The organism is Streptomyces sp. NBC_00252, assembly GCF_036187565.1.
Taxonomy (GTDB): domain Bacteria; phylum Actinomycetota; class Actinomycetes; order Streptomycetales; family Streptomycetaceae; genus Streptomyces.
On sequence record NZ_CP108087.1, the window covers coordinates 8,725,308 to 8,750,449 of the forward strand.

General features: G+C 70.9%; 25 protein-coding genes. 11 read left to right on the forward strand and 14 right to left on the reverse strand.

Annotation, left to right across the window (positions count from 1 at the left end):
* The first annotated feature begins 42 nt into the window (after positions 1-42).
* Positions 43-798, forward strand: coding sequence for a PaaX family transcriptional regulator C-terminal domain-containing protein (locus OHT77_RS38715; protein WP_328833006.1), 756 nt, complete (start codon positions 43-45; stop codon positions 796-798).
* An 11-nt stretch (positions 799-809) separates the two neighbouring features.
* Complete coding sequence (locus OHT77_RS38720; RefSeq protein ID WP_328833007.1) at positions 810-1,118, forward strand: hypothetical protein; 309 nt, start codon at positions 810-812, stop codon at positions 1,116-1,118.
* A gap of 231 nt (positions 1,119-1,349) precedes the next feature.
* On the opposite strand, the gene OHT77_RS38725 is transcribed toward OHT77_RS38720, so the two are convergent.
* Positions 1,350-2,144, reverse strand: a complete 795-nt coding sequence (locus OHT77_RS38725) for a pectate lyase (RefSeq protein WP_328833008.1) — start codon at positions 2,142-2,144, stop codon at positions 1,350-1,352.
* Between the two features lie 32 nt (positions 2,145-2,176).
* Complete coding sequence (locus OHT77_RS38730) at positions 2,177-3,127, reverse strand: pectate lyase family protein (protein WP_328833009.1); 951 nt, start codon at positions 3,125-3,127, stop codon at positions 2,177-2,179.
* A 240-nt stretch (positions 3,128-3,367) separates the two neighbouring features.
* Here OHT77_RS38730 and OHT77_RS38735 point away from each other — a divergent pair, with 240 nt between their 5' ends.
* Entirely contained in the window at positions 3,368-4,693 is a 1,326-nt protein-coding gene (locus tag OHT77_RS38735) for an extracellular catalytic domain type 1 short-chain-length polyhydroxyalkanoate depolymerase (RefSeq protein WP_328833010.1), read from the forward strand.
* A 73-nt stretch (positions 4,694-4,766) separates the two neighbouring features.
* The gene (locus OHT77_RS38740; protein ID WP_328833011.1) at positions 4,767-6,053 is read left to right on the forward strand and encodes an SGNH/GDSL hydrolase family protein; all 1,287 of its coding nucleotides are present in this window, start codon (positions 4,767-4,769) and stop codon (positions 6,051-6,053) included.
* Here OHT77_RS38740 and OHT77_RS38745 read toward each other — a convergent pair.
* The gene (locus OHT77_RS38745) at positions 6,050-7,405 is read right to left on the reverse strand and encodes a nucleobase:cation symporter-2 family protein (protein WP_328833012.1); all 1,356 of its coding nucleotides are present in this window, start codon (positions 7,403-7,405) and stop codon (positions 6,050-6,052) included. The two genes, OHT77_RS38740 and OHT77_RS38745, sit on opposite strands and share 4 nt — an antisense overlap.
* 137 nt (positions 7,406-7,542) lie before the next feature.
* Positions 7,543-8,889: an FAD-dependent oxidoreductase gene (locus OHT77_RS38750; RefSeq protein WP_328833013.1), complete on the reverse strand. Its 1,347-nt coding sequence runs from the start codon at positions 8,887-8,889 to the stop codon at positions 7,543-7,545.
* A 225-nt stretch (positions 8,890-9,114) separates the two neighbouring features.
* On the opposite strand from OHT77_RS38750, the gene OHT77_RS38755 reads away from it, so the two are divergent.
* The gene (locus tag OHT77_RS38755; RefSeq protein WP_328833014.1) at positions 9,115-9,579 is read left to right on the forward strand and encodes a DUF6214 family protein; all 465 of its coding nucleotides are present in this window, start codon (positions 9,115-9,117) and stop codon (positions 9,577-9,579) included.
* A 78-nt stretch (positions 9,580-9,657) separates the two neighbouring features.
* Here the strand turns inward: OHT77_RS38755 and OHT77_RS38760 are convergent, their stop codons facing one another.
* Positions 9,658-10,377: a TetR/AcrR family transcriptional regulator gene (locus OHT77_RS38760; protein ID WP_328833015.1), complete on the reverse strand. Its 720-nt coding sequence runs from the start codon at positions 10,375-10,377 to the stop codon at positions 9,658-9,660.
* A 263-nt stretch (positions 10,378-10,640) separates the two neighbouring features.
* Between OHT77_RS38760 and OHT77_RS38765 the strand changes: the two genes are divergently transcribed.
* Complete coding sequence (locus tag OHT77_RS38765; RefSeq protein ID WP_328833016.1) at positions 10,641-10,889, forward strand: DUF2630 family protein; 249 nt, start codon at positions 10,641-10,643, stop codon at positions 10,887-10,889.
* Positions 10,890-11,072: 183 nt separating this feature from the next.
* On the opposite strand, the gene OHT77_RS38770 is transcribed toward OHT77_RS38765, so the two are convergent.
* From OHT77_RS38770 to OHT77_RS38795, 6 genes are all read right to left on the reverse strand, one after another.
* Positions 11,073-11,777, reverse strand: coding sequence for a Clp protease N-terminal domain-containing protein (locus OHT77_RS38770; RefSeq protein ID WP_328833017.1), 705 nt, complete (start codon positions 11,775-11,777; stop codon positions 11,073-11,075).
* Positions 11,778-11,886: 109 nt separating this feature from the next.
* Positions 11,887-12,603 carry an HAD family hydrolase gene (locus OHT77_RS38775; RefSeq protein ID WP_328833018.1) on the reverse strand — a complete coding sequence of 239 codons (717 nt, stop codon included), beginning with the start codon at positions 12,601-12,603 and terminating at the stop codon, positions 11,887-11,889.
* A gap of 9 nt (positions 12,604-12,612) precedes the next feature.
* Complete coding sequence (locus tag OHT77_RS38780; protein ID WP_328833019.1) at positions 12,613-13,128, reverse strand: hypothetical protein; 516 nt, start codon at positions 13,126-13,128, stop codon at positions 12,613-12,615.
* On the reverse strand, positions 13,125-13,769 hold the full coding sequence (locus OHT77_RS38785; protein ID WP_328833020.1) for a phosphatase PAP2 family protein: 645 nt from the start codon (positions 13,767-13,769) through the stop codon (positions 13,125-13,127). The genes OHT77_RS38780 and OHT77_RS38785 overlap by 4 nt, the downstream gene beginning before the upstream one ends.
* 145 nt (positions 13,770-13,914) lie before the next feature.
* Entirely contained in the window at positions 13,915-14,850 is a 936-nt protein-coding gene (locus tag OHT77_RS38790) for a M56 family metallopeptidase (RefSeq protein ID WP_328833021.1), read from the reverse strand.
* 129 nt (positions 14,851-14,979) lie between these two features.
* Positions 14,980-15,555 (reverse strand): DUF5134 domain-containing protein, encoded by a 576-nt coding sequence (locus OHT77_RS38795; protein WP_328833022.1) that lies wholly within the window; start codon positions 15,553-15,555, stop codon positions 14,980-14,982.
* Positions 15,556-15,757: 202 nt separating this feature from the next.
* Here OHT77_RS38795 and OHT77_RS38800 point away from each other — a divergent pair, with 202 nt between their 5' ends.
* The 3 genes from OHT77_RS38800 (at position 15,758) to OHT77_RS38810 (ending at position 20,715) form a co-directional block, all read left to right on the forward strand.
* Positions 15,758-17,443, forward strand: coding sequence for an FUSC family protein (locus tag OHT77_RS38800; RefSeq protein WP_328833023.1), 1,686 nt, complete (start codon positions 15,758-15,760; stop codon positions 17,441-17,443).
* Complete coding sequence (locus tag OHT77_RS38805; RefSeq protein WP_390918410.1) at positions 17,440-18,012, forward strand: MarR family winged helix-turn-helix transcriptional regulator; 573 nt, start codon at positions 17,440-17,442, stop codon at positions 18,010-18,012. Before OHT77_RS38800 ends, OHT77_RS38805 begins: the two co-directional genes overlap by 4 nt.
* Positions 18,013-18,129: 117 nt before the next feature.
* Positions 18,130-20,715: a cellulosome protein gene (locus tag OHT77_RS38810; protein ID WP_328833024.1), complete on the forward strand. Its 2,586-nt coding sequence runs from the start codon at positions 18,130-18,132 to the stop codon at positions 20,713-20,715.
* A gap of 18 nt (positions 20,716-20,733) precedes the next feature.
* Here OHT77_RS38810 and OHT77_RS38815 read toward each other — a convergent pair whose 3' ends face one another.
* Together OHT77_RS38815 and OHT77_RS38820 are read right to left on the reverse strand one after the other, a co-directional pair.
* Positions 20,734-21,501: a VOC family protein gene (locus OHT77_RS38815; protein WP_328833025.1), complete on the reverse strand. Its 768-nt coding sequence runs from the start codon at positions 21,499-21,501 to the stop codon at positions 20,734-20,736.
* Positions 21,502-21,598: 97 nt separating this feature from the next.
* The gene (locus OHT77_RS38820; protein ID WP_328833026.1) at positions 21,599-21,991 is read right to left on the reverse strand and encodes a VOC family protein; all 393 of its coding nucleotides are present in this window, start codon (positions 21,989-21,991) and stop codon (positions 21,599-21,601) included.
* Between the two features lie 77 nt (positions 21,992-22,068).
* Between OHT77_RS38820 and OHT77_RS38825 the strand changes: the two genes are divergently transcribed.
* Complete coding sequence (locus OHT77_RS38825) at positions 22,069-22,608, forward strand: GNAT family N-acetyltransferase (RefSeq protein ID WP_328833027.1); 540 nt, start codon at positions 22,069-22,071, stop codon at positions 22,606-22,608.
* 12 nt (positions 22,609-22,620) lie between these two features.
* Here OHT77_RS38825 and OHT77_RS38830 read toward each other — a convergent pair whose 3' ends face one another.
* On the reverse strand, positions 22,621-23,304 hold the full coding sequence (locus tag OHT77_RS38830; protein WP_328833028.1) for a glycerophosphodiester phosphodiesterase: 684 nt from the start codon (positions 23,302-23,304) through the stop codon (positions 22,621-22,623).
* A 416-nt stretch (positions 23,305-23,720) separates the two neighbouring features.
* On the opposite strand from OHT77_RS38830, the gene OHT77_RS38835 reads away from it, so the two are divergent.
* Positions 23,721-25,118, forward strand: coding sequence for a DUF6421 family protein (locus tag OHT77_RS38835; RefSeq protein ID WP_328833029.1), 1,398 nt, complete (start codon positions 23,721-23,723; stop codon positions 25,116-25,118).
* Positions 25,119-25,142 lie beyond the last annotated feature (24 nt).

Genomic DNA, 25,142 nt, shown 5'->3' on the forward strand with positions numbered 1-25,142 from the left:
TCAATGATGTAACACGAGAATCGCGCCGTAGAGTACGAGGCCATGCGGATGAACGTGTCAGAAGGGACCGGCGAGGTGGACCTGCGCCCGCTGTCCGCCCGGTCGGTCGTCCTCAGCCTGCTGCTGGGCACACATCCGCCCGAGCTGCCCGTACGGGACCTGCTGCGCGCCGTCGAACCGCTCGGCGTGGCCGGCTCCACCCTCCGCGCCGCGCTCAGCCGGATGGTGGCCGCCGGTGACCTGCGGAGCACGGACGCGGTCTACCGCCTGAGCGATCGCCTCCTGGACCGCCAGCGCCGCCAGGACGCCGCCGTGCACCCCGAGACCCGCCCCTGGGACGGCGACTGGGAGATGACCGTCGTGACGGCGACCGGCCGCGTCCCCGCCGAACGCGCCGTACTGCGCGCCGAGTTGACCGCCCTCCGCCTCGCGGAACTCCGTGAGGGAGTCTGGCTCCGCCCTGCCAATCTCCTACGACCCCGACCGCACGAACTCGGCGAGGTCGCCCGGCACTTCACCACCCGCCCCGAGGAACCCGCCCGCCAACTGGCCACAACCCTCTGGCCACTCGACGCCTGGGCGAAAACGGCCGAGGCCCTGCTCGACCGAATCACCGCCACCGCTGCCCACCCCTCCGACCGCTTCACCGTCCTGGCCGCCGCCGTACGCCACCTGCTCGCCGACCCGGTCCTACCCCCCGAACTCCTCCCCACCGACTGGCCGGCCCCCGCCCTGCGCACCGCGTACACCCGCCACCGACGGGAACTGATCGCGACCGTGCTGGGGAACCAGGCCTAGGGCCGGGTGCCATGTTCACTTGGTGGGATGTGCTGCCGGAAGACGAGCGGCAGCAGTGGACGCTGGATCCTTTCGTGGGCGTGGGGCCGCTGCGTTTCGGCATGAACCCTGGTGAGCTGTCGGGGGCGCTGAGCGGCGTCACGACGGATTCCCAGCGGCAGACTCTGCGGCGTTCCGCGGGCGACGCCGTTCCCACGGTTGTGGATGGCAGGTACCAGGAGTTCGGCCTGAAGCTGTACTACCGGAAGGAACGCCTGGCCGGCGTTGTCGTCGACGCGTTGCGCGGGCCCAGGTCCTCACGGGCGGCATGCCGCTGGTGAGCCGGATCCCCTCGGTGCCGCGATCGACGTCCAGCGAGCGGGGGATCATCTGCTCACCCGGCCGGTGTTCGTGCCGCGAGAAGCGATGGACGACCTTTCCCACTTCCTTCCCCGGGTGGCGTGGTCGGTCTGCTGAGTGTCCCGGCTTCGGCAGGCGCGGCTTCAAGTCGGAGCGGCCGTACGGAGCGTCGTGCGGGGGTGCTCCGTACGGCCGCCTTCACCCTGCGGGCGTCACTTGTAGGTGATGTCCGAGGACGCGTACTTGCAGTAGGTGCCGTCTGCGCCCGTGCCGTTGGTCGTCGGCTCGGCGCCCGTGTTGTTTCCGATGTACTTCTGGCAGGGGATCATCTTCTTGCTGGTGTCCCCGACGATCGTGATCGCCTTCAGGGTCGCGCTGTCGCCGTAGTTGGTGTTGATGCCGACGATCCGGCTGCCCTTGTAGGTCGCCTCGATGGTGTTGAGGTTGATCGTGCGCTTGTACTGCGTCTTGCAGTTGCCGCAGGAGCGGACGAACGTACCGAAGGTCTGCGCCGCGAAGTTGGAGACGTTGAGGGTTCCGGCGCCGTTGAACTGGAAGACCTTGTCGCTGGCCTCCTTCGCGCCGCCGCCGTTCACGGTGTACACGTTCGACGACGAGGGGCCGAGGAAAGTCGCCGCGTCCTCGCCGACGTCCTCCCACCAGACGTTCTGCAGCGTGCAGCTGCCCAGGCAGTGGATGCCGTCGGCGGCCGGCGAGCCGATGATGACGTTCTTGACGACCGCGCCGGGGGCCAGCTCCAGGATGGGGCCCTGGTCCTCGTCCTGGCTGCCCGTGCCCAGGTCACCGCTGCCGTACAGCCGCAGCATCCCGTAGTCCTTGGTGCCCGAGACCGAGATCGTCTTGGTGACCGCCTGGCTGCCGCTCGCGGTGGGCCAGGTGGCGGCGCTGGCCGGGGACAGCGCCCCGGATGCCATGATCATGCCAACCGTGAGTCCGAAGGTGGCCACCGCGCCGGTGAGCGCGCGGGGCCGGATGGAAGAAGTCATGTCCCGATTCCTTCTCCGAAGTGGGGGAGTGGTCAGAGCTTTCCGGTGCCCGCGCCCGCGGTCACCGAGGCGACGACGGTCGAGGCGGGCTCGGCGGTGTAGCTGTACGGCGGGCTGGTGAACGTGCCCACCTGCGAGATCTCGGTGGCGGCTCCACCGAGGTCGTTTCCGCTGAGGTTGGCGTAGCCGTCCACGTCACTGTCCCGGTTCGTCGTGACGGCGACCTCCGTGTCACGGAACACGTTGTTCTGGACGAACATCTGGGCGCCCATGCGCGAGTGCACGGCTGTCTCGGCGCCGACGACGTAGTTGTCGTAGAAGTGCCCGGTGCCGAAACGCAGGCTGGGGATACGGGAGTTGACCTGGTCGAACCAGTTGTGGTGGTACGTCACCCGCAGATGCCCGGTGTCCTCGCTCGCGTTGTTGTCGCTGTGGCCGACGAGCGAGCCCTTGTAGTGGTTCTTGAAGGTGTTCCAGGAGACGGTGACGTAGTCGGCGGCGTGGCTGATGTCGACCAGGCCGTCGTAGTAGTCCTTGCCGTGGTCGAGGTCGGACGAGAAGGCGTTGTGGTCGATCCACACCTTCGTCGAGGCCTGCACGGTGATGCCGTCGGCGGGCGCGACCGACTTGCTGATGTTGAGGTTACGGACCACGACGTTCGTCACGTTCTTCAGGCGCAGCCCGCCGCCGGTGAACCCGGACGCCGAACCGACGCCCAGGACCGTCGTGTTGGACCCGACGTCGACCTGACCGCTCAGCGAGATCAGCCCGTTGACCTTCACCACCTTCGAACTGCTGCCGGTGACTGCCGACTTGAACGTGGCCAGCGTCGACACCGTGACCGCCGAGGCACTGCCGCCACCGGTCGTCCCGGCACCGAAACCGACCGGCGACGCGTCGGCGGCCGATGCCGAGTGGGGGAGTACGAGCACAGCCGTCGCGGCGAGAGCGATCGCCGTCAGAGCTGATCTACGAGTACGCATGCGGGTGCGTCCCTTCCGGGGGGAATGGGGTGATCGTGTACGTGAACGATGTACGCCATGAAGAGACCGCGCGGTCACACTTCTGAACGGAACGTAGGGTGCAAGCGCTTTCTAGTCAACGCTTGTGCAGAAACTATTCGAAGCGTGGGAGCGCTTCCATGGCACTCATGTCCATGCCACGATGCCGATTGTTCTCCCCGAAAGATGCCGCACGAGCCGCGATCAGGAAGGGACGATGACGTGCGCCCCACAGCCGCCGACACCCTCAAGTCCTCGAGAAAACCGCCGCGTTCGGTACTCGTCGCCCTCTTCGGAGCGCTGGTGCCGTTACTCGCGGCCCTGACCCTCATGGCACCCCCGGCCACCGCCCGCACCGAGGCCGTCCCCGCCGCCACCCTCACCGAGGTCACCGGCTTCGGCGCCAACCCCAGCAACCTCCAGATGTACGTGTACGTCCCGGCCGCCGTCACCGCGCACCCGGCGATCGTCGTGGCCGTGCACTACTGCGGGGGATCGGGCCCGGCGATGTACTCCGGCACCGAATACGCCTCCCTGGCCGACCAGTTGGGCTTCATCGTCGTCTACCCGTCGGTCACCCGCGCCAGCAAGTGCTTCGACGTCTCCTCGCCGCAGGCCCTGCGCCGGAACGGCGGCAGCGACCCGGTCGGCATCAAGTCGATGGTCGACTGGGTGACCAGCGCCTACGCGGCCGACACCTCCCGCGTCTACGCCCTGGGCATCTCCTCCGGCGCGATGATGACGAACGTCCTCCTCGGTGACTACCCCGACGTGTTCGCGGCCGGAGCCGCCTTCGCAGGCGTACCGTTCGGCTGCTTCGCCACCACCGACGGCTCCGAGTGGAACACCGCCTGCGCCAATGGCACCGTCATCCAAACCCCGCAGCAGTGGGGCGACTTGGTCCGGGGAGCCGACCCCGGCTACACCGGCCCGCGCCCCCGTATGCAGCTGTGGCACGGCACCGCCGACGACACCCTGCGCTACCCCAACTTCGGCGAGGAGATCAAGCAGTGGACCAACGTGCTGGGCGTCGGCCAGACCCCGGCCGCCACCGACTCCCCGGCCACCGGCTGGACCCGCACCCGCTACGGCGCCACCGGTGACCAGGCCCCCGTCGAGGCGATCAGCCTCCAGGGCGCCGGCCACAACCTCTACACCTACGGCATGGGTGCCCGCGTCCTCACCTTCTTCGGCCTGACCGGGGGCGGCACCACGCCCCCGCCCACGACAGGACCCTGCAAGGTGACCGTCACCACCAGCGCCTGGAACACCGGCCTCACGGCCTCCGTGACCATCACCAACACCGGCTCAAGTCCCGTCAACGGATGGCAGTTGGGCTTCACCCTGCCCACCGGACAGACGGTCACCAACGGCTGGGGCGCGACCTACGCACCGGTCTCCGGCGCGGTGACGGCGACCAACGCCTCGTACGACGGCACCATCGCGCCGAACGCGAGCGTGACCATCGGCTACCAGGCGAACCACACCGGCAACAGCGCCGCGCCCACGGCCTACACGCTCAACGGGACGGCCTGCACGGTCGGTTGACCCCATCCGGGTGCGCGCCCGCCGCCCCGGCGCGCACCCCGCCCCCGACTCCCCCCAGCGGAAGGCAGGTTCCGTGCAGCCCACCAGACGGACCGCGATCGTCGCCACGACCACCACGGCACTGTCCGCGCTGGTCGCCACCAACCCCGCACGCGCCGAGGGGAGTTCGGCGGCCACCGGCACGCACTGGGTGAACACCTGGACGGCGATGCCCCAGCTCACCGAGCCCGCCAACCTGCCGCCCGCGCCGTTCACCGGAACCGCCTCGGTCCTCGCCGACACCACCCTGCGCCAGACACTCCGCGTCACCACCGGCGGTCGGCGACTCCGCCTGCGCTTCTCCAACGCCTACGGCAACACCCCGCTCCCGCTCACCGCCGTGACGCTGGCCCTCCCGCAGGGCGGCAAGGCGGGGGCGAGCGCGATCGTGCCGGGCAGCGGCAGACCGGTCACCTTCGCCGGACGCCGATCGGCGACCGTCCCCGTAGGCGCCCAACTCGTCTCCGACCCAGTGGACTTGGACCTGCGCCCCGCGTCCGTCGTCACCGTGACGACCTATCTGGCGACGGGCCAACCCTCGCTCGCGCTCACCTCGCACCCGGGCTCGCGCACCACGTCGTACCTCCGCGCCGGCGACCACGCCGAGGCCCAGGACCTGCTGCCCGGGGCGACCCCGGTCGACCACTGGTATCTGCTGAGCGACGTGGAGGTCCTGGCGCCGCGCGCCACCACGGCCGTAGCGATCCTGGGCGACTCGCTCACCGACGGGCGGGGGTCCACGACCAACGCCAACGACCGCTGGCCCGACCAGCTCTACGACCGCCTCCGCGCCCACCCCGCCACCGCGTCCGTGGCGATCCTGAACCAGGCCGCGGGCGGCAACCGCGTCCTCAACGACGGGCTCGGGCCCAATGTCCTGGCCCGGCTCGACCGTGACGTCCTCTCGCGCAGCGGGGTCACCCGCCTCATCGTCTTCGAGGGCGTCAACGACATCGGCACCGCCGACGCGACCCCCGCCGCCCAACACCAGGTCACCGAGGACCTGTTGGCGGCCTACGGCCAGATCGTCGTCCGCGCCCACGCGCAGGGTATCCGCGTCTTCGGCGCGACCCTGCTTCCGTTCGGCGGCAACACCTACGACGACTCGGCAGGGGAACGCGAGTCCTCCCGCCGGGCGGTCAACTCCTGGATCCGCGGGGCCGGTTGCTTCGACGCGGTGCTCGACTTCGACCGGGCCGTGCGTGACCCCGCCGACCCACGCCGACTGCTCCCAGACCTTCAGGTCGGCGACTGGCTGCATCTCAATCCGGCGGGGTACGGCGTGCTGGCCGCGACGGTCCCCGCCGGACTGCTGCGTTAGGCGGCCGGTTCCTGCACGGCGGGGGCAGGCGCGGTGACCGGTGAACTGCCCTTCGCGGGAAGGTGGTTGAAGAGCAGGTTCAGCACGATCGCTGTCAGGCAGCCCGCGCTGATGCCGCTGTTCATCACCGTCTGGAACCAGTCGGGGAACTGCGCGTAGATCGTCGGCACCCCGACCGGGAGCACCCCCACGGCCACCGAGACGGCGACGACGGTGAGGTTGTGGTTGTCCTTGAAGTCGACCTGGGTCAGCGTCCGCAGACCGCTCGCGGCGACCGTGCCGAACATGACCAGCCCCGCGCCGCCGAGCACCGGCGCCGGGATCGCCGCGACGACCGCGCCGAGCTTGGGCAGCAGACCGAGGACGACGAGGATGCCACCGGCGACGGCGACGACCCAGCGGCTGCGGACGCGGGTCATGCCGACGAGGCCGACGTTCTGCGCGTACGCCGTGTACGGGAAGGTGTTGAAGATCCCGCCGAGGACGGTGGAGAGGCCGTCGGCGCGGAGCCCGTCGGCGAGGGAACGCGGCTCGATCTTGCGGTCGGTCATCTCGCCCACCGCGATCAGGTCACCGGTCGTCTCCGTCATCGTCACCAGCGCCACCACCAGCATCGACACGATCGCCGACGCGTGGAAGGTGGGCGTACCGAAGTGGAACGGCGTGCTGATGCCGACCCAGTCGGCGTCCCCGACCCCGCTGAAGTCGGTGAACCCGAACACCACCGCGGCCACCAGTCCCACCGCCATGCCGATCAGCACCGCGATCCGGCTGAGGAACGCGGGCGCGAAGCGCTGCACACCGAGGACGACCGCGAGAACGAACGCGGCGAGAGCGATGTTCTTGGGCTCGCCGAAGTCCTTCGCACTCTGCCCGCCGGCCGCCCAGTTGCCCGCCGCGGGAAGCAGCGACAGGCCGATGATCAGGATCACCGTGCCGGTGACCAGCGGCGGGAAGAAGCGCAGCAGCCTGCCGAAGACGGGGGCCAGCAACGCGATCGCGAGCCCCGCGATGATCACCGAGCCGTAGATCGCGGGCAGTCCGCCGCCCGTCGTGCCGATCAGCACCATCGGGGACACCGCGGCGAACGTGCAGCCCTGCATGATCGGCAGCCGTACGCCGAACCGCCAGAAACCTATGCACTGGATGAGCGTGGCTATCCCGCACACCAGCAGGTCGGCGGTGATCAGATACGCCAGGTCGGCGGCCGACAGCTTCATCGCCCCGCCCACGATCAGCGGCACCGCCACCGCGCCCGCGTACATCGCGAGCACGTGCTGAAGCCCGAAAGCGGCCAGTTGCCGTACGGGTGGGACCTCGTCGACGGGATGCACGGGTGTGGTCGTGGCCATGGACACTCCTGGGCGGCGGAGGGAAAGGGAAACATGCGAACAGTTCGAGACCGTAAGCGCCTTGAACAGTTTGTTGATTTCTGGGTTGTTGCCGCCGTGTGTCTTGCCCAGCTGCTGTGTGTGCGCCCCACACACCCCTAGGCGCGCGCCTCGCGCACCGCCGCCAGCAGGGCGTCCCAGTCCGGCAGTTTCACCACACCACCCCGCCCGAGCGAGACCCCCAACTCCGCCTCGGCCCGCTCGATGGCCTCCCACCCGCCCCACTCGACCGGCTCGAACCCCTGGGCGCGCAGCACGGTGAGCGGATCGTCGGACGGCTCCTTCGGTATGAGCATGGAGGCGTCGGCGAGCAGGGACGTCACCGTCTCCTTGGCGTCCGGGCGGTTGGTGCCGATGACGCCGGTCGGACCCCGCTTGATCCAGCCGGCCACGTACTCACCGGGCACGATCCGCCCCTCGCGTACGACCCGGCCCGCCCGGTGCGGCACCGTGCCGCGCTCGGCGTCGAAGGGCAGCCCGTCCAGTGGGACTCCGCGATAGCCCACCGAGCGCAGCACCAACTGCGCCTCGATGTCGATCAGTTGACCCGTGCCCCGCACTCCTCCCTGGCCGTCCGGCGCGGTGCGTTCGAAGCGTACGGCGCCCACGCGGCCCGCGTCGGCGAGGAGTTCGACGGGGCGGAGGTAGAACCGGAGGTGGATACGGCGTGGGGCGCCCTGGGGAGGGAGCGCGGCCCAGTTGCGGAGTTCCTCCACGTTGCGACGCCGGACGGCGGGCAGCGCGGCGGGGTCGAGACAGTCCGGGTCGAGCGCCAACTCGGCCGGATCCACGGTCACTTCGGTGCCCGGGAGGCCACCCAGCTCACGTAGCTCCTTCGTCGTGAAACGGGCCTGCGAGGGGCCGCGCCGGCCCACCATGTGGACGTCCGTGATCCCGCTCGCGGCCAGCGCGGTGAGCGCGGCCTGCGGTATGTCGGTACGGCTCAGCTCGGCCGCGCCGCGCGCCAGTATCCGCGTCACGTCCACGGCGACATTGCCCACGCCGATCACCACGGCCGAGCGCGCGCCGCGCACGAAACCGGCGGCGGTGGCGTCCGGGTGGGCGCTGTACCAGGACACGAACTCGGTCGCCGACCAGCTGCCCGGCAACTCCTCACCAGGAATGCCCAGTTGGCGGTCGGTGGCGGCGCCCACGCAGTAGACGACGGCGTCGTACAACTCCCGCAGCCGGGTGGCCGACAGCCCGCCGGGGCCCACGAGCACCCCGCCGAGGAACCGCACCCGCTCGTGCTCCAGGACCGCCCGCAGATTGTTCTGCAGCGACTTGATCTTCTCGTGGTCCGGTGCCACGCCGTAGCGCACCAGGCCGTAGGGGCACGGCAGTCGGTCCAGGACGTCGACCAGTGCCCCGGGTTCCGACTGGACCAGACTCTGGGCGGTGTAGACCCCGCTCGGACCGGAGCCGACGACGGCGACACGCAGCACGGCGGAACTCCTCACCCGTCAGGCACACAGGAGATCGCTGACTCGCCAGACCACTGACACGTCCAGGATCGCACCACCGGTGCTCCGCTGACAGGGTGCGGTACGGACCCGTACCGGGTGGGCGCGCGTGTCCGTTTGTATGGAATGTGATCATGCGGTTACGTTGCGTGTGTGCTAGAAGCATCCTTTCTTAATCTTTCTGATCGTTGTCCGACGGATGGTGCGGTGTCCGTGTGGCCCGCGTGGGAAGTGCAGGAGCATGACGGCGCCACGTCCTGGTTCCACGTCCGGCTGGCCTTTCCCGACGGCGCCCGGGTCGACGCGCTCGCCGTCGTGTGCGAGCAGAACGTCTCCGTCGAGGACGTACGGGCCCAACCAGCCCTGTCCCTCGACGACTTGACCATGCTGGCCGACTGGATCGAGGCACCGCTCTTCGAGGCGTGCGGCCTGGAGCCGGAGGGCGAGGCGGGCGAGGAGCCCGGCGGAGCGCGCCGGGCCCGGCCCGCCTGGCCGCGGGGCATCGAAGGGCGCTGGCTGATCGCCCAGGAGTACCGGGCCGCACAGGAGGAGGGCGCCGATCCCGTCCTCGCGGTGATGTGCGCGACCGGGCACAGCCGGCGCCGGTCGCTCCGGCTCATCTCGCAGGCGCGGGACGCCGGGTTCCTGACACCTCGTCACGCTCGGCGCTGAACAGGGCAGTCGGACGTCGCAGGGCTCGGCGCTGAACAAGGCGGTCAGACGTCGGAGGGCTCGGCGCTGAACAGGCGGTCAGACGTCGGAGGGCTCGGTCGGGCGGTCGTCGGCCGAGCCCTCCGACGTCTGCGCGGACGCGGACCTGTCGTCCGTCGCGAAGAAGCGGGACAGGTCCGTGTCGGCCGTCGCGGGCCGGGCTCCGGGTTCCGGCGGGATCCCCAACTCCCAGTCCAGTCCGTACCGGTCGAACAACTCGGTGCGGAGGACCGGGATCGCCATGGGGACCCCCGGCACGAGCGCCGAGTAGACCGCGCCCATGAGCAGGGCGCGCAGCATCGGGTAGTCGGAGCGGACGTTGCCCGAGCCGTAGCGCGCGATGGTCTCTCCGAGCAGCTCGGACAGGCGCCGTTGCTCCGGGCACTGCACGAAGCCCTCGCCCTGGAGGAGGCCCGCCATGTGCTGGCGCATCAGCACCGGCCGGTCGTGCGCCAGACCCAGGATCGCGTCGATCGCCCGGGCCATCCGCTCCTGCCCGTCGTCGGTCCGGGGCTCGCGCTCCAGGGCCTCTTCGAGTGTGCGGTGCATCAGACGGTGTACGGCGGACTGGACGAGTTGGCGTTTTCCGGGGAAGTAGTACGACACCAGACCGCGCGCCGAACCGGCCCGGTCGGCGATGTCTCCCAAGGTCGTGGCCTCGTAGCCGCGCTCGCCGACCAGTTCCACGGCCGCCTGGAGGAGTCGCTCCCGGGAACGCCGTCGCAACTCTTCATTGACCGATGCGCTTCGCGGGGACATGCTGTAACTCCTGCGTTGACTGGCTATCAGCCAACTATACTCAGGACCGTCCGGGTCTCCCGTCGAGGGGGCCTGGCGCATGCTGCCGTCCGTCTGGGGCGACGCGGGGGATCGTCTCAGGCGGGCGGCTCCTTTTCTCCCCAATGGTTTCCTTGGGCGACTTTTGAATCGGCGTTCGGCGCCCCCTTCTCGCACACCTGTCGCACGGCACGTGATCCATCCCTAAAGTGGGCACGGGTGTCGAGCCGAGAAGGAGCACGGGCATGGGGCAAGACCAGCAGATCTTCGCGCGCATCAACGAGATGGTCGACGACGAGCGCAAGCTCCGGGAGGCCGTCGCCTCCGGCGCCATCGACAGCGCGACGGAACACGAGCGACTCGGGCAACTGGAGCGCGAACTCGACCAGTGCTGGGACCTGTTGAGGCAGCGCCGCGCGAAGGCGGAGTTCGGGGAGAACCCGGACGAGGCGCGGGTGCGGCCGGAGTCCGAGGTGGAGGGGTATCAGGGCTGAGGTGACAGGGGGCGGCGCGTGGGCTGACGGGCGGGGCGACGGGTGAGCTGACGGGCGGGATGGCCGCGCAGGCCGGCTCTGCGCGGGCACCGGTCGGTTCGGCGCCGTTCGTCCTCGCCGTTCGCCGCCGCTTGTCCTGGCGGTGGCTGCGGCTTCAGCGGGTTTCCGCGGCTCCTGCGGCGCTTACCGCCCGTCGCGTGTGATGAGCCGCTCGGCGATCGCGGTCTTCACCGTCTCGCGCAACTCGTCCTGTGTGAAGCCGAGTTCGCTCAGGATGCGCGCCGCCGGGCTCTCCTCGACGCGGATCAGGCCCAGCAGCATGTGCTCGGTGCCGACCCAGTCGTGGCCGAGGTCGGCCGCCGCGCGGCGGGCCTGCCCAACGGCCTCCTTGGAATCCGCGTGGAACGCGATGTGACCGCGCAGTGCCTTCGGCCCGGCCGGCGGCAACGCCGCCTCGATCGCGTCACGGACGCGCTGTTCGGATCCGGTCTTCGCGACCAGCACCTCGTAGGCCAGCCCCCGCGGTTCGCCGAGGAGGCCGAGCAGGAGGTGTTCGGTGCCGATGGAGTCGTGCTTGTGGGTGCGGGCGGCTTCCTGGGCCAGCACGATGCCGTGCCGGTTCAGGTTGGTGAACCGCTCGAACGCGGCGGGTGCGTGGCGTTGTTGGGCGGCCTGCTTGGACACCCCGATGGCGTCGCCGATCTCGGTCCACGACGCCCCGGCCTGCTTGGCCTGGCTGACGTAGTGGTCGATGAGCTGGTCACCGAGGTCGGACAGGGTCTGGGCGCGCAGCCGTGCCTCGCTGATGCGCGTCAGTTCGTTGGAATGGGGCAGTTCCTCGTCGAGCCGGGCGATCAGGTCGGCGAGGCTGATGTCGAGTGGGCTCATGCGTCAATCTTAAGTTGACGATGTCGGAGCGTCAACTTCTAATTGACGATTTCTTCGGGTCCGAGGAAGCTTCGGCCATCCCGCGCGTCGGGTCTGCGGAGGCCCGGCATCACACCGCCGAACGACCGGATCGGCCTCGCCCCACCAGTTCCAGCACCGGACGCAGACTGTCCGGCCGCTCCGTCACCGGACGGTGGTCCACGAAGTGCACCCCGCATCCCAGGGCCGCAGCGCCGCCGTCCGCCCGCCGGTCGTCGCCGACCATCAGCACGTCCTTCGGATCGACGGCGAGCGCCTTGCAGGCGACCGTGAACAGGCGCGGGTCCGGCTTCTGGATGCCGTGTTCGTACGACAGGACGTACGCGTCCACGTACGGGTCGAGCCCGTGCTCGCGGAACACCGGCCGCAGATCCCAGCCGATGTTGCTGACCACGCCCACGCCGATCCCGCGCTCGTGCAGGGTCCGCAGCACGTCCGCCGTGTCCGGGTACGGCGTCCACGCGGCCGGCGTCATGTGCCGGTCGTACAGCGCGTCGTGCAACGCCGGGTCGGGGAGCGGGACTTGGCGCGAGACGCCGGTGTAAGCGGCCCGGTGCAGCGCGGAACTCTCGTCCCGGATCGCCCACACCTCCGCGAACTCCTCGGGCAGCCGCTCGGGTTGGGCTCCACCCGGCATCGCCCCCGCCGACTCCAGCGCCCGCGCGGCCACCGTCAACTCCCGCTCGGGCAGGGCGATTTCGGCCTCGCGCAACACGGCCCGCAGCCAGGACTCGGTGGACTCGATACGGAAGAGGGTCCCGGAGAAGTCGAAGAGAACGGCATTCATGCGGTGATCCTACGCAGCCACATTCCACTCGCCGGGAAGATCGTCGCCGCAGAACACGCAGACGAAGTCGTCCTCGCGCACGATGTTGATCTCCCGGCACGACACACAGCGCCGGAACACCACGGCGTGCGTGAAACCGGCGGGGCGGCCGACGCCGGCCCCGTCGAGAGCCCGGGCCACCGCGTCCCAGGAGTCGAGGCGCGGGCAGTACCCGGTGGACTGGTTGCTGACCTCCCGGATGGTCCAGCCCCCCGCCGCTCGCTCGAACCCCATCTCGCCCGCGCCCAGGACATCCGCGCCCCCGGCGCACGCCACATGCTCACTCCGGCGCGGCGCCAGCCGGAGCAGCCCGTCAAGGTCGACGACGTAGGTGAAGGGCTCCGCCAGCTCCGCTCGCGCCCGTCCGGTGAGCCAGGCGTCCAGGTCCCCGGCGGACCGCACGACCCGGCCCTCCGCACCCGGCCGTACCGTCACCAGCAGTTCCGGCGGACCGACGTAACCGTGCCGCCACCCGGCCGCGCTCACACCCGCCGCCGTTCGTACGCCCCTACGGCCACCGTCACCACGAACGCGCCCAGCAGCCAACCGCCCAGCACGTCCGACGGCCAGTGCACGCCGAGCCACACACGGGTCAGGCCCACACCCACGACGGAGATCACGGCCGCGACCATGGCCGTACGCCACACAGCGCGTCCGGCGCCGTAGTCGTGGAGCAGCCACAGGAGAAGGCCGCAGACCACCGTGGCGGTCATGGCGTGGCCCGAGGGGAAGGCGGCGTAGTGGGCCGAGTCGACGGGGTCGGGCCAGACCGGGCGGGGTCGGTCGACCAGTGCCTTCAGGGCCTGTTGCAGCACTGTGCCCAGCGCACATGTGGCCGCCAGCCATAGAGCCGTCCACCATGCCGAGCGCCGCCACACCAGCCACGCCATGGCGGCCGCACACACCAGGCGCAGGGTCAGCGGGTCCCAGACCCAGTCCGTCAGGATGCGGAACGTATGCGTCAGTCCGCGCTGCTCGACCGCCCACCGGTGCGTGGTCCGGGCGATCCGCTCATCGGCGTCGATCAGCGGACGCCACTCGACCACGACCAGGGTGAGGAGCAGCGCGGAGCACAGGGCGAGGGTCGCGCCGGTCTGCAGGACGGTCGGGCGGGTGGGGGCGTGCATGGAACGATCCTCGCCGACGCGCGGTGCGCGGAGCCGAACGCTGTGCGGAGCGAGCCGTGTCGTGGCGTGCCGTAGAGCGAGGGTCTCTTCTGGCCGCGTATCTCCCCTTCGGCCGTCTCTTCTCCGGCCGCCCCCCCGTCAGTCCTCAGCCGAGCGCCCGCAACCCCGGTACGAACGCCACCAGGACCGGGACCACGGGAACCAGCGCCGCCGTCGCGGACAGTCCTACGCGGCGCAGGGCCGTGAGCCGGTCCGGGGGAGTGAGCAGGCGGTTGACCCGCTGCGGCACATGGGCGTGCGGGGTGGGGCAGGGGCCGAACACCCCGCGGTCCTCGTTGAGTTCGACCAGTGCGAGGGCGGTCGTCAGGCGGCCGAAGCGGCGGGAGGCCATGTCGTCGGCGGCGAGTTCGACCAGCCGGTGCATCTCGTCCCGGAACGCTGCGAACACCGGCACCTGCGGGAATCCGTTGGCGAGGGCGCCCGAGCAGTGCAGCAGCCAGTCGTGCCGGGCCTGCGCGTGCCCCTGTTCGTGCGCGAGCAGCGAGTCCAGCTGGCGCCCCTTGAGGCGTCTCAACGCGGCCGTGGTGATGACCAGTTGGGGCGCGGCACCGGCCATCCACCAGGCGTCGGGGCGTTCCCCCTCCAGGATGACCAGCGGCTCGGCACCGGGCTCCTCGCCGGGCAACACCGGTGCGCGCACGAGGAGTTCGGCCCGTCGCTGCCGACGTCGCGCCCGGGCCCGTACGACTTCACGCACCAGCATCGCCGCGGTCCACGCACCGCCGCACGCGAGGGCGACCGCGGTGGTGGCGGCCCAGGGGCCGGTCGTCACCAGGGGATAGGCGTCCACGACCCCGTGCGGGGCGTTGGCGAACACATGGCCGCGCACCGCCTGCCACGCGGCGGCGGCGCTCAGCGTCATCGACAGGGCGCAGCACAGCAGGACGGCCGCGACCACGCACTGCCACACCCACAGCGCGAGCACCGGTTCGTGGTCCGGCCAGTCGGCCCGGGCGAGCAGCCGTGGGGCGACGACGGCGGCCAAGGCGCCGAGCAGCAACAGTGCCGCGGGGACCATCATGGGAGCACCCTATGAGCGCCGCGGTGATCAGGGGTACGGCTTGTCACGGCAAAGTGACGCAGACCACGATCTCGTACAACGGAATCCGCACCGCCCCGTCCCCTTGGACGCCCCCGCCCCGATCCCCGCTCAGAGCGTCAGCAGCATGGCGACCATGCCGATCCCCATCGACAGCCGGCAGGCCCGTGCCAACTCCGGGCGGTCGCCCCACCCGACGCTCCCGCGACCGCCGACCGCACCGCCGACCGCACCGCCGACCGCGCCGGTGACGGGCACCAGCCGGATGCCCGACAGCAGCACGTAGCCCACGAAGTAGAGGAGCAACACGCCCGTGACGAGCGGGACTCCGGAGTCGCCGTGCTCGTGGTGGTGCGCGGGCGAGGCGGCCATCGCGAGCGCCATGTAGACCATGGCCGCGGTGCCCAGGAGGTGGTGGAGGTGGTGCGGGGTTCTGCGTGCGCCCCACAGGGCGCGCAGCGCCGCCGCGCCGAACACCCCCGCGTAGACGGGCCACGCCCACGACGGTGGCGTGAACACCGCGGCGGGCACGGCCATCGCGGCCATGCCGAAGCCCATCAGCGCCTCGCCGCCCGCGGCCCGGCGCTGCTCCTCGACGGGGCTGCGCATCCGCAGCAGGCAGTAGGCCCCGGTCGCCGCGCACAGCGCGACCAGCAGCCAGCCGGGCGAAGCCGGTCCACCATGCACGCGCGTCCCCCGTTCCGCAGTTCCGCCCCGGACATCGCTCTCCGTCGATGTTCGGTCACAGGATGCCCGTGCCGCACGGGGCGCAATCGAGCGCAACGGAGTACGTGGGGAGCACTGGAGGGAGCGCGCAGGTCGGCGAGGCGCCGGTGACGGGCCCGTTCGGAATATTTTACGAGTAAAACACCTGCTAAGCTTATATGCCATGAGCAGTGCGACCCCCGCCACCACCCGACGCGTCCGACGCCTTCCGCTCACCGGTGTGCTGCGCCTCGGCAGACCCTCCGACATCTGGTTCAAGCCCGCGCTCAGCGCGGTCGCCTCGGTCGCGCCGCCCAACCTGACCCTGCTGGCCCTCGGTCGCCTCGACCTCGCGATGTACACGATGGCGGGCTCCCTGTGCGCGCTCTACGCCCACAACAAGCCGTACGCCGCCCGGGCCCGCGCCCTGGTCTGGGTGGTGCTCGGCATGATCGGCGGACTCGCCGTCGCGCTGGTCACCGCGTCCCTCACCACCGACGCCGTCGTGCTCGTCACGGTCGGCGCCGCCCTGGCCGCCGTACAGAAGGGACTGTGCGACGCGACCCGGATCGGCCCGCCCGGCAACGTCGTCCTCACCTTCATCAGCTCCGCCTCGCTCTTCGCCCCGCAGACGCTCGGCCAGGTCCCCGGCCACCTCGCCCTGGCCGCCGTGGCGGGCGCCTGGGCCTGGCTCGTCGGCATGGCACCCGCCCTCGTCCGGCCCCATGGCCCCGAGCGCCGGGCCACCGCCCACGCGCTGAACGCGGCCGCGACGTACGCCGCCACGCCCGGCACCGACGACACGGCCCACGCACGCGCGCGTGCCGCCGCGGCGGCGGCCATCCACGCCGCCTGGCAGTCCCTCCTCGCGACCGGCGCCCGCACCGCGCCCCGGATCGCTCTCGAACGTCTCGTCGTCCGTGCCGAGGTCGCGCTCGCCGCGCCCGCGGACGCCGATCCGGAGCGGCTGCGTGCCTGGGCCCGCGATCTGCGCGGCAGGGGTCCGGTCCCGCAGGCGGACGACGCGGCCGTGGCCGAACTGCTCGGCGTGGACGCCGAACTCGCCGCCCCCGCACGGCCGTTGTGGACCAGGCTCGGACCGCTGACCCCGCTCGTGCTGCGCACGGCGATCGGCTGCGCGCTCGCCGGGTACGTCTCGCTCGCGCTCGGCGTCGGCCGCCCGTACTGGGCGCTGGTCACCGCCGCCTCCCTCTACCAGGCCAACATCACCCTCACCTGGGGCCGCGGCGTGCAGCGGGTCGTCGGCAACCTCGCGGGCGTGCTCGTGTTCGCCGCCGTCGTGCCGTTCGCACACGCCCACCCGGCGGCCCTCGTGCTGTGCTGCCTCGCCTTCAACTTCGGCGCCGAGGCGCTGATCGGCCGCAACTACTGGCTCGGCAGCGTCTGCGTGACCCCGATGGCGCTGCTCATCACCGAGTTCGCGCGGGCCCAGCAGCCCGGTGAGCTGATCACCGAGCGGGTCGTCGACACCCTCGTCGGCGCGCTGGTCGGCCTCGCCGCCGCTGCCGTCGTCACCAACCGGCGCGCGACGGACCGTATCGAGGAGGCGCTGACCGGCGTGGAACAGGCCCGTGAGCGGGCCGCGCGGCTCCTGGCGGAGCCCGCTCCCGCGCCCGGAACCCTGGAATCCGCGCACCGCGCGCTCGCCGCCGCGCTGGTCGAACTCCGCGCCACCGTCGACGCCGCGTCCGGCGAGTGGTGGCAGCGCGCGCTGCCGCAGGAGCGGGTCGTGTTCGCCGAGCGGTCCGGACACCGTACGCTCGCCGCGACGGTACGACGCCGGGAGTCGCACTCCTGGCCGGCCGCGGATCGGCGCACGGACGGAAAGACGGAGGGCGTACGGGGATGACGGCGATGAACGGACGGCCGGTCGACGGGGACGGCGCGGCCCGCCCGACCCCTCCGAGCGCGACCCGGGGGGACACCGTCGCCGCCGTCGTCGGGCAGTGGCAGGCCGTGCACCCCGACCTCGACACCGGCCCGATGGAGATCATCGGCCGGATCAACCGGTGCGCCGCCCTGCTCCAGCAGGCCGAGGACGCGCCGCTGCGCCGGGCCGGGCTCAGCCGCCCCGAGTTCGACCTGCTCGGCGCGCTCCGCCGCACCGGGCACGAACTGACGCCCAGCGAGCTGACCCGGGAGACCTTCTCCTCGGGCGCCGCCGTCACCAAACGCCTCAAGCTGCTGACCGAGCGCGGACTGGTCGAGCGGCGTGGCGACACCCGCGACCGGCGCGTCGCCCATGTCCGCCTCACGGACGCGGGCCGCGACCTCGTCGACGCGATCCTGCCCGAGCAGCTGGCCTACGAGACGACCGTGCTCGCCGGTCTCGACACCCCCGCGCAGGACGAACTCGCGTCCCGGCTCGGCGAGTTGCTGGTCCAGCTGGAAGGCCGGACGGGCATGCTGCGCGTCTGAGCCGCCCCCGCGGGCGCCGGGGCACCGTTGACGCGAACCGGGTGATCTCTCTACGTTCGACCAGATCGGTTCGGGAAACCGACTGACGTCCGGAATGTCGAACAAGGGAGGGATGCCGTGGCAGCCGAAGCCTCCGCCGCGCCTGGTTCCGGGACGCTCACCATCGACCTCGGCACCGACACGGGCCCCTTCCACGGCGGCGCGAGCGGCACGCTGTACGGCCTGTACGGCGACGGCGTCCCCACCCGCGCCGCCGTCGAGGGCATGTACGTCCGCACGGTCGCCACCAAGGCCCAGGACGGCATCCAGCACCCGGGCGCCGACGCCCTGGAGATCCTGCGGCCCTTCGTCGAGGCGGGCGGCCAGGACGTCTACGTCTACATGAGCGACATCTACCGCGGCTTCCCCTACGAATGGCCCGGCGCCACCGGAGCCGAACGCCTCGCCGACTTCACCGGACGCATCCGCCGCCAGGTGGAGCAGGTGCTGACGCTCGGCGCGTACCGGTCCCATGTCGTGTACGTCCCGTTCAACGAACCCGAGGGCAACATGTTCGGAACGGAGGAGTGGAGCTACGACCGCACCTCCTGGCGCACCGACCCGCACCACTACTTCACCGCTTGGCGCGACACTTACCGCCTGATCAAGGAACTCGACCCGGGCGCCCGCATCGCCGGCCCCAACACCTGCCTCCTGTACGACGAGGTCAGGGGCTTCCTGGAGTTCGCCAAGGCCGAGGGCGTCCTGCCCGACGTCATCACCTGGCACGAGCTGACCACGCCCGACGAGATCCGCACGAGCGTCGCCAAGTACCGTGCGCTGGAACGGGAGTTGGGCATGGGCCCGCTGCCGGTCAACATCAACGAGTACGCCCACAACTACCACTTGTCGGTCCCGGGCCAGATGATCCAGTGGATCGCGGCGATCGAGGAGTCCAAGGTCGACGCCGACATGGCGTACTGGAACATCGACGGCAACCTCAACGACTCGGTGGTGGAGGCCAACAAGGGCAACGGCCAGTGGTGGCTGTTCAACGCCTACGGGCAGTTGACCGGCAACACGGTCAAGGTCAACGCCCCTTGCCCCAATGTCCAGTACACGCTCCAGGGCGTCGCCGCCCTCGACCGCGCCAAGCGCCAGGCGCGGGTTCTGCTCGGTGGCGGGGGCGGATCGGCGGACGTCGTCTTCGAGCACGTCGACCCGGAGATCTTCGGTACGACCGTCCACGCGCGGCTCCTGGAGATCCCCTGGACGGGCCAAGTCGGCGCCTCCGCGCAGCCGTTGAGGCACGCCGATCACGAACTCCCTGTGGTGGACGGCAAGGTGACGCTCCGTCTGACTGACCTGGACGAGATGTCGGCGCACCAGGTGATCCTTTCTCCGGGCGGCAACGGCGCCGCGCTGCTGCCCCCTTCGGTCGGCTGGCGGTGCTCGTACCAGGCGGAGGACGCCGCCTACATCGGTGACGGCCACTCCCTGAACGGGCCCGAGGGGTCCCCGTCCGACGTCGACAAGTTCGCCGGCTCGACCGGATTCCACGTGGGCGGACTCCGCACCGGTTCCGACGGCGTGCTCGTCTTCTCCGTGGAGGTCCCGCGGGACGGGACGTACGACGTGCGGGTCTTCGCCAACTCCTACAACCTGGCCGACGCGGTGCGCGAGCAGGGTCCCACCAACGTCTTCCTCCGCGTCGACGGCGACGATCCGCAGGAACTCCGGCTGCCGCTCGGCTACAAGTGGGCCGTGTGGGGCCACACCGACACCCGGGTCGAGCTGACCGCCGGCGCGCACACGATCACCCTCGCCGCCGAGGACCCCGACCTCGGCGTCACGCGCGGCGACGCGGTCGTCGACCGGCTCGACCTCGCCCTGCGCGACGACCAGGTGACCGCACCCGCGCTCTACGACGCGGAGTTCGCGGCCCTGGGCGATGGCGCGCGCCTCGACTACGGGCAGCGCGGCGCTTCGGGTCCCGGGGCCGTCGTACTGCCCCGGGGCGGCACCGCCACCTTCTGGGTGCACGCGGCGGACGACGGGGAGGCGACCGTGACCGTGGACCGGATCGGCGCAGGGGAGGGCGAGTTGACGGTCAACGGCGAGGTCGTGGGGATTGTTGAACGATCTGGTGTTCCCCTGTTCCTCGCGGCAGGCATCAACAAGGCCACCGTCACCGCCACTTCGGACACCCTCGTCCTGGACCGCCTCCAAGTAGGCCCCTCACACGGGCTCCTCCCCACCTCGACGTACCCCGCCGAGAACGGCACCACGACCGGCGGCGCGCGAGTCACCGGCGCCCACACGTTCGCGACGGGTGGCAAGGCGGTCGACGGCATCGGCGGCGGCCTCGGAAACGCGCTCACGCTCACCGTGACGGCTGAGCAGGCAGGTCGGCACGCGCTCACCATCCGCTACTCCAACGGCGAGCAGGCGCCGGCCACCCACTACAACCCGGACCCGGTCTGCCGTCACGCGGACATCGCGGTCAACGGAGGTGCCCCGCGGCGCGTGCTGTTCCCGACCACCTTCCACTTCAACAACTTCCACGCCCTCTCGGTCCCGGTCACTCTCGACGAGGGCGCCAACACCCTCACGTTCACGGCCGACGAACTCCCGGCCCACGACGGCCACTCCAGGAACCAGTACGGCCAACGCAGCGCGTACGCACCGGTGATCGACACGGTGACGGTGACGCGGCTGGCCTGAGGGCGGGGCGCGGGCGGGTCAGCGCTCCTCGTCGCCCGCCGCGTACACCCCGAACACCGCGCCCTGCGGATCCCGCAGCACCGCGATCCGCCGCACGTCGCCGATGGACGTCGGTTCCATCAGGACCGTGCCGCCCGCCCCGGACGCCGTGGCGGCGGTGGCGTCGACGTCGGCCACCGAGAAGTAGGGCAGCCAGTGCGGAGTCACCTCCGGCGGGAACTTCGCGTCCATCGTCATCATGCCGCCGAAGTCGGCGCCGTCGATGCCCCACTGCGGGTACTGCTCCGAGGGGCGGACGGTCCAGCCGAACACCGTCGTGTAGAAGACCTCCGAGCGTTCGGGCGCCCGGGTCAGCAGCTCCACCCAGCCCAGCGCGCCGGGCGCGTTGAACAGCCCGGCGCCCGGGAAGGTCCGCGCCTGCCACATCTGGAACGCCGCGCCGCCCGGGTCGAGGGCGACCGCGAAGCGCCCGATGTCGAAGACGTCGATGGGCTCCATCAGCAGCGTCCCGCCCGCCGCCCGTACCGTCTCCGCCGCCGCGTCGGAGTCGGGCACCGCGAAGGACACGTTCCACGCCACCGGCTGCGACTCCTGGAACAGCGGGGTCAGCGCGGCGACGGCGGCGTCACCGACGTGCGCGACGGTGTAACCGCCCGCCTCCGGCCTGGGATCGGTCTCAGGACGCCAGCCGAACACGGCCGAGTAGAACCCCTTGGCCGCCTCCAGATCACTGGTCCCGAGTTCGGTCCAGCAGGGTCCGCCGGGCACCGGCCTGTCGAGCTTCATGGCGTTCCTTCCGCAGAAAGCTCCCCTCCCAGCACGCTAAGCCCGGCCCGCGACCCCGGCCATCCGGCGAGGGAAGGGCGCCCTGGGCGTCGTAGACCTAGATGCCCGGGCGGTATCGCAGCGGATGGTCCGCAGGCACCTCCACCAGGACGATCCGGGTCCCGTCCGGGTCCGTGATCCACATCTCGATCAGGCCCCAGGGTTCCTTCAGCGGTGGGCGGACGATCTCGACGCCCTTCGCCCGCAGTTCCTCGTGTGCCGCGCTCGCGTCCTCGACCTGGAGCCACAGCCGTACGGCGGGGGAGGGCGGGGTGTCGGAGCGGCCGGAGACCTCCAGGAAGCCGCCGCCGAGGAAGTAGACGGTTCCGCGGTCCGGGCCCGTGCCGAACTCGCGGGAGACGGGCAGGGCCAACTGCTCGCCGTAGAAGGCGCGGGAGCGGTCGGGGTCGGTGGGGCGCAGCAGGACGCGGCTGCTCAGTACGTGCACCATGCGGCCGGAGCCTAGTGGCAGGGGCCGGGTTACCCTCGTCTCTGCCTGAGCCGCGCCCTGATCGGAGTTGTGCACCCATGGACACCGCCGCCACCGGACTGACCTTCCGCGACGCCACCGACGCCGATGCGGACGCCCTCGTGGTGCTGATCGAGTCGGCGTACCGGGGGGACGCGAGCCGGGCCGGCTGGACCACCGAGGCGGACATCCTCGAAGGGCAGCGGACCGATCCCGAGGGCGTGCTGGCTGTCATCAAGTCGCCCGACAGCCGGCTGCTCGTCGTCGAGCGCGACGGGCGCGTGGTCGCCTGTTGTCAGCTCGAACACCGGGGTGAGCACGCCTACTTCGGGATGTTCGCCGTCAGCCCGCAGCTCCAGGGCGCGGGCCTCGGCAAGGTCATCATCGCGGAGGCGGAGCGCACGGCGCGGGAGACCTGGGGTGTGCGGGAGATGCACATGACCGTGATCTCCGTACGGAACGACCTCATCGCCTGGTACGAGCGGCGCGGCTATCGCCGTACGGGCCGGATGACCCCGTTCCCGTACGGCGACGAGCGGTTCGGTATTCCGCAGCGCGACGACCTGCAGTTCGAGCTGCTGGTCAAGGAACTCGCTTAGGCGCCACGGGAGTTACGCCGTGAAGCGGCCGGTGCGTTTGATCTCCGGGTAGTCGGTGGTCGCGCCGTCCAGGCCCAGGGCGCGGACGAGGCGCAGCTGGTCCTGGGTGTTCACCACCCAGCCGATGATCTTCAGGTCCGCCTTGCGGGCCGCCTCGACGACCTCCAGGGTCAGGCGCCGGATGTTGAGGCAGACCGTCTCGGCACCGGCCTCGGTGGCGCGCTCCACCACCTCGGGTCCGAATCGGCTGGCGATCAGCGCGGTCCGTACGCCGGGCACAAGGCGGGCGATCTCGGCGATCGCCTCGTCGTGGAACGAGGACACCTCGACCCGCTCGACGAGGTTGCGCCGGTGCATGACCTCGGCCAGCGCCCGGGCCGCCGCCAGGTCCTTGATCTCGGCCTGGAGCGGCGACCCGACCGCGTCCAGGACCTCTTCGAAGACGGGGACGCGCTCGCCGCGGCCCGCGTCCAGGGTGCGCAGCTCGTCGAGGGTCCGCTCGGCGATCGGACCGGTCCCGTCGGTCGTGCGGTCCACGTCGGCGTCGTGCATGACGACGAGGGCGCCGTCCTGGCTCAGATGCAGATCGAGTTCGATGACATCGAGGCCGGCCTGCTCGGCGGCGACGAAGGAACGGAGCGTGTTCTCGGGTTCGAGACCCATGACTCCGCGGTGACCGATGGTAAGGAAGTTCAAGGTTCAACTCGCTTCCGTCGACGGCGGCTCGGCCTGCGCGCGCGGGCGCGGCCGGACATCGGCGTCCACGCGGCAGAGCCGCAGCCTAATGGCCGGGCCCGGCGTTGTACCCGCGCGTACACGGGGGATCGGGGGTGACGGCGGGGGAGTTCCCGGAACGTACCGCGCGCCGCCGCCGTCCGGCCGTGGGCGCGTCCGGCGGGCCTGACCGAAACCGGCCCCTCGGCGGCCCTTGATCGCAGGCGCCGACCTGTCTACCCCGCCACGGCGGAACTAATCGCCTTCTGTGTGTCCGGCAGGAAAAAGAGCGGTGACGGACAGGGGGTGCAGGATAATTTGCGGAGCCTTGCCTTGCTAGGGGAAACCGTGAACGCATACGGTGTCCATACGCGAGGTTCTCCCGTGGAGGATGGGACATGACGGAAATTCTTGTGCAGGTGGGTTCGGAGCAGGGGCTTCCTCCCGTGACCAGGGTGGTGGAGCATCCGGCGTGGCCCGTGCTCAAGGATGCCGTGGAGCGGATCCGGCCATGGCAGTCGAAGGACGGCTCGATCGACTTCACGGCCGAGGGCGCCCCGGCGCGCACGGAGGCCGAGTCCGCCGTGTGCCGTGTGACCGGCGCGGTGGAGGAGCTCTCCCCGCTGCTCCCGCACGACGCCGCGTACCACGCCGCGCTCGTCAGGGATCTGGGCCAGTGGGCCGACGACGGCTTCCAGGTGCCCGACTTCCTCGACTCGCTGCTGGCCTTCCAGCCCGCCGCGGACCGCCGGGACGGACTCCAGCACCTGGTCGTCTTCCCGATGTACACGCAGAACGGCAACCCGGACCGCAACCTCGAGGCGGTCGTCCTGCGCATGGTCTGGCCCGACTGGCTGGCCGAGCTGGAGGCGACCCGCTACGACAACCCGCTGTTCTGCGGCATCACCTTCGAGGACTTCACCTCCGGCTACGACACCAACTCGGCCGTCCTCTTCCCGGAGACCATCGCCGTACGACAGGCGCCGGAACGATTCTCCTGGGGCGGCATCTTCTGCGACCGCGAGGCCGCCCGCTTCCGCCGGGTCACCGAGGCCGCCGTCGGCATCCTGGGCATGCGCCTGCCCGAGGACGTCGCCACGATGGTCGACGACCAGAAGCGCTGCGAAGAGGCCTTCGTCCTGTGGGACATGGTCCACGACCGCACCCACAGCCACGGCGACCTGCCCTTCGACCCGTTCATGATCAAGCAGCGCCAGCCGTTCTGGATGTACGGCCTCGAAGAGCTGCGCTGCGACCTCACCGCCTTCAAGGAGGCCGTGAAGCTGGAGGCCGACGGCGTCCCGCAGGCCCGTGACGTGCAGTACGCGGTCCTCTTCGACCGCATGTTCCGCTTCCCGGTCACCGGCGAACGCGTCCGCAACTACGACGGGCTCGGCGGCCAGCTCCTCTTCGCCTACCTGCACAAGCACGACGTCGTCCGCTGGACCGACAACACCCTGCACATCGACTGGCAGCGCGCCCCCGAGGTCACCAACCAGCTGTGCGCCGAGATCGAGGACCTCTACCGCGCGGGTATCGACCGCCCCAAGCTCGTCCACTGGTTCAAGGCCTACGAGCTGGTCGCGACCTACCTCGCCCCGCACCCCGGCTCCCGCTGGGCCAAGGGCCCGGACGCGCTGGACCTGAGCCTGTCGCCCCGGAAACTCGTGGATGACGTGCTTCCGGACGAGTTTCCGCTGAGCATGTTCTATGAGGCCCTCTCCAAGAAGCTGAAGAACGTGATCGCGTCCACGCGGGGTATCACGGCGGAGAGTGCAGAGCGGATCGCCGCGTGAGCGGCCGTACGACCGAAGTGGCTC

Bases quoted from the DNA above. Each gene is read 5' to 3' on its own strand.
- OHT77_RS38715 (WP_328833006.1), top strand. From the start codon at position 43: ATGCGGATGAACGTGTCAGAAGGGACCGGCGAGGTGGACCTGCGCCCG.
- OHT77_RS38720 (WP_328833007.1), top strand. From the start codon at position 810: ATGTTCACTTGGTGGGATGTGCTGCCGGAAGACGAGCGGCAGCAGTGG.
- OHT77_RS38725 (WP_328833008.1), bottom strand. From the start codon at position 2,144: ATGACTTCTTCCATCCGGCCCCGCGCGCTCACCGGCGCGGTGGCCACC.
- OHT77_RS38730 (WP_328833009.1), bottom strand. From the start codon at position 3,127: ATGCGTACTCGTAGATCAGCTCTGACGGCGATCGCTCTCGCCGCGACG.
- OHT77_RS38745 (WP_328833012.1), bottom strand. From the start codon at position 7,405: ATGGCCACGACCACACCCGTGCATCCCGTCGACGAGGTCCCACCCGTA.
- OHT77_RS38760 (WP_328833015.1), bottom strand. From the start codon at position 10,377: ATGTCCCCGCGAAGCGCATCGGTCAATGAAGAGTTGCGACGGCGTTCC.
- OHT77_RS38765 (WP_328833016.1), top strand. From the start codon at position 10,641: ATGGGGCAAGACCAGCAGATCTTCGCGCGCATCAACGAGATGGTCGAC.
- OHT77_RS38770 (WP_328833017.1), bottom strand. From the start codon at position 11,777: ATGAGCCCACTCGACATCAGCCTCGCCGACCTGATCGCCCGGCTCGAC.
- OHT77_RS38775 (WP_328833018.1), bottom strand. From the start codon at position 12,603: ATGAATGCCGTTCTCTTCGACTTCTCCGGGACCCTCTTCCGTATCGAG.
- OHT77_RS38785 (WP_328833020.1), bottom strand. From the start codon at position 13,769: ATGCACGCCCCCACCCGCCCGACCGTCCTGCAGACCGGCGCGACCCTC.
- OHT77_RS38790 (WP_328833021.1), bottom strand. From the start codon at position 14,850: ATGATGGTCCCCGCGGCACTGTTGCTGCTCGGCGCCTTGGCCGCCGTC.
- OHT77_RS38800 (WP_328833023.1), top strand. From the start codon at position 15,758: ATGAGCAGTGCGACCCCCGCCACCACCCGACGCGTCCGACGCCTTCCG.
- OHT77_RS38805 (WP_390918410.1), top strand. From the start codon at position 17,440: ATGACGGCGATGAACGGACGGCCGGTCGACGGGGACGGCGCGGCCCGC.
- OHT77_RS38815 (WP_328833025.1), bottom strand. From the start codon at position 21,501: ATGAAGCTCGACAGGCCGGTGCCCGGCGGACCCTGCTGGACCGAACTC.
- OHT77_RS38820 (WP_328833026.1), bottom strand. From the start codon at position 21,991: ATGGTGCACGTACTGAGCAGCCGCGTCCTGCTGCGCCCCACCGACCCC.
- OHT77_RS38825 (WP_328833027.1), top strand. From the start codon at position 22,069: ATGGACACCGCCGCCACCGGACTGACCTTCCGCGACGCCACCGACGCC.
- OHT77_RS38835 (WP_328833029.1), top strand. From the start codon at position 23,721: ATGACGGAAATTCTTGTGCAGGTGGGTTCGGAGCAGGGGCTTCCTCCC.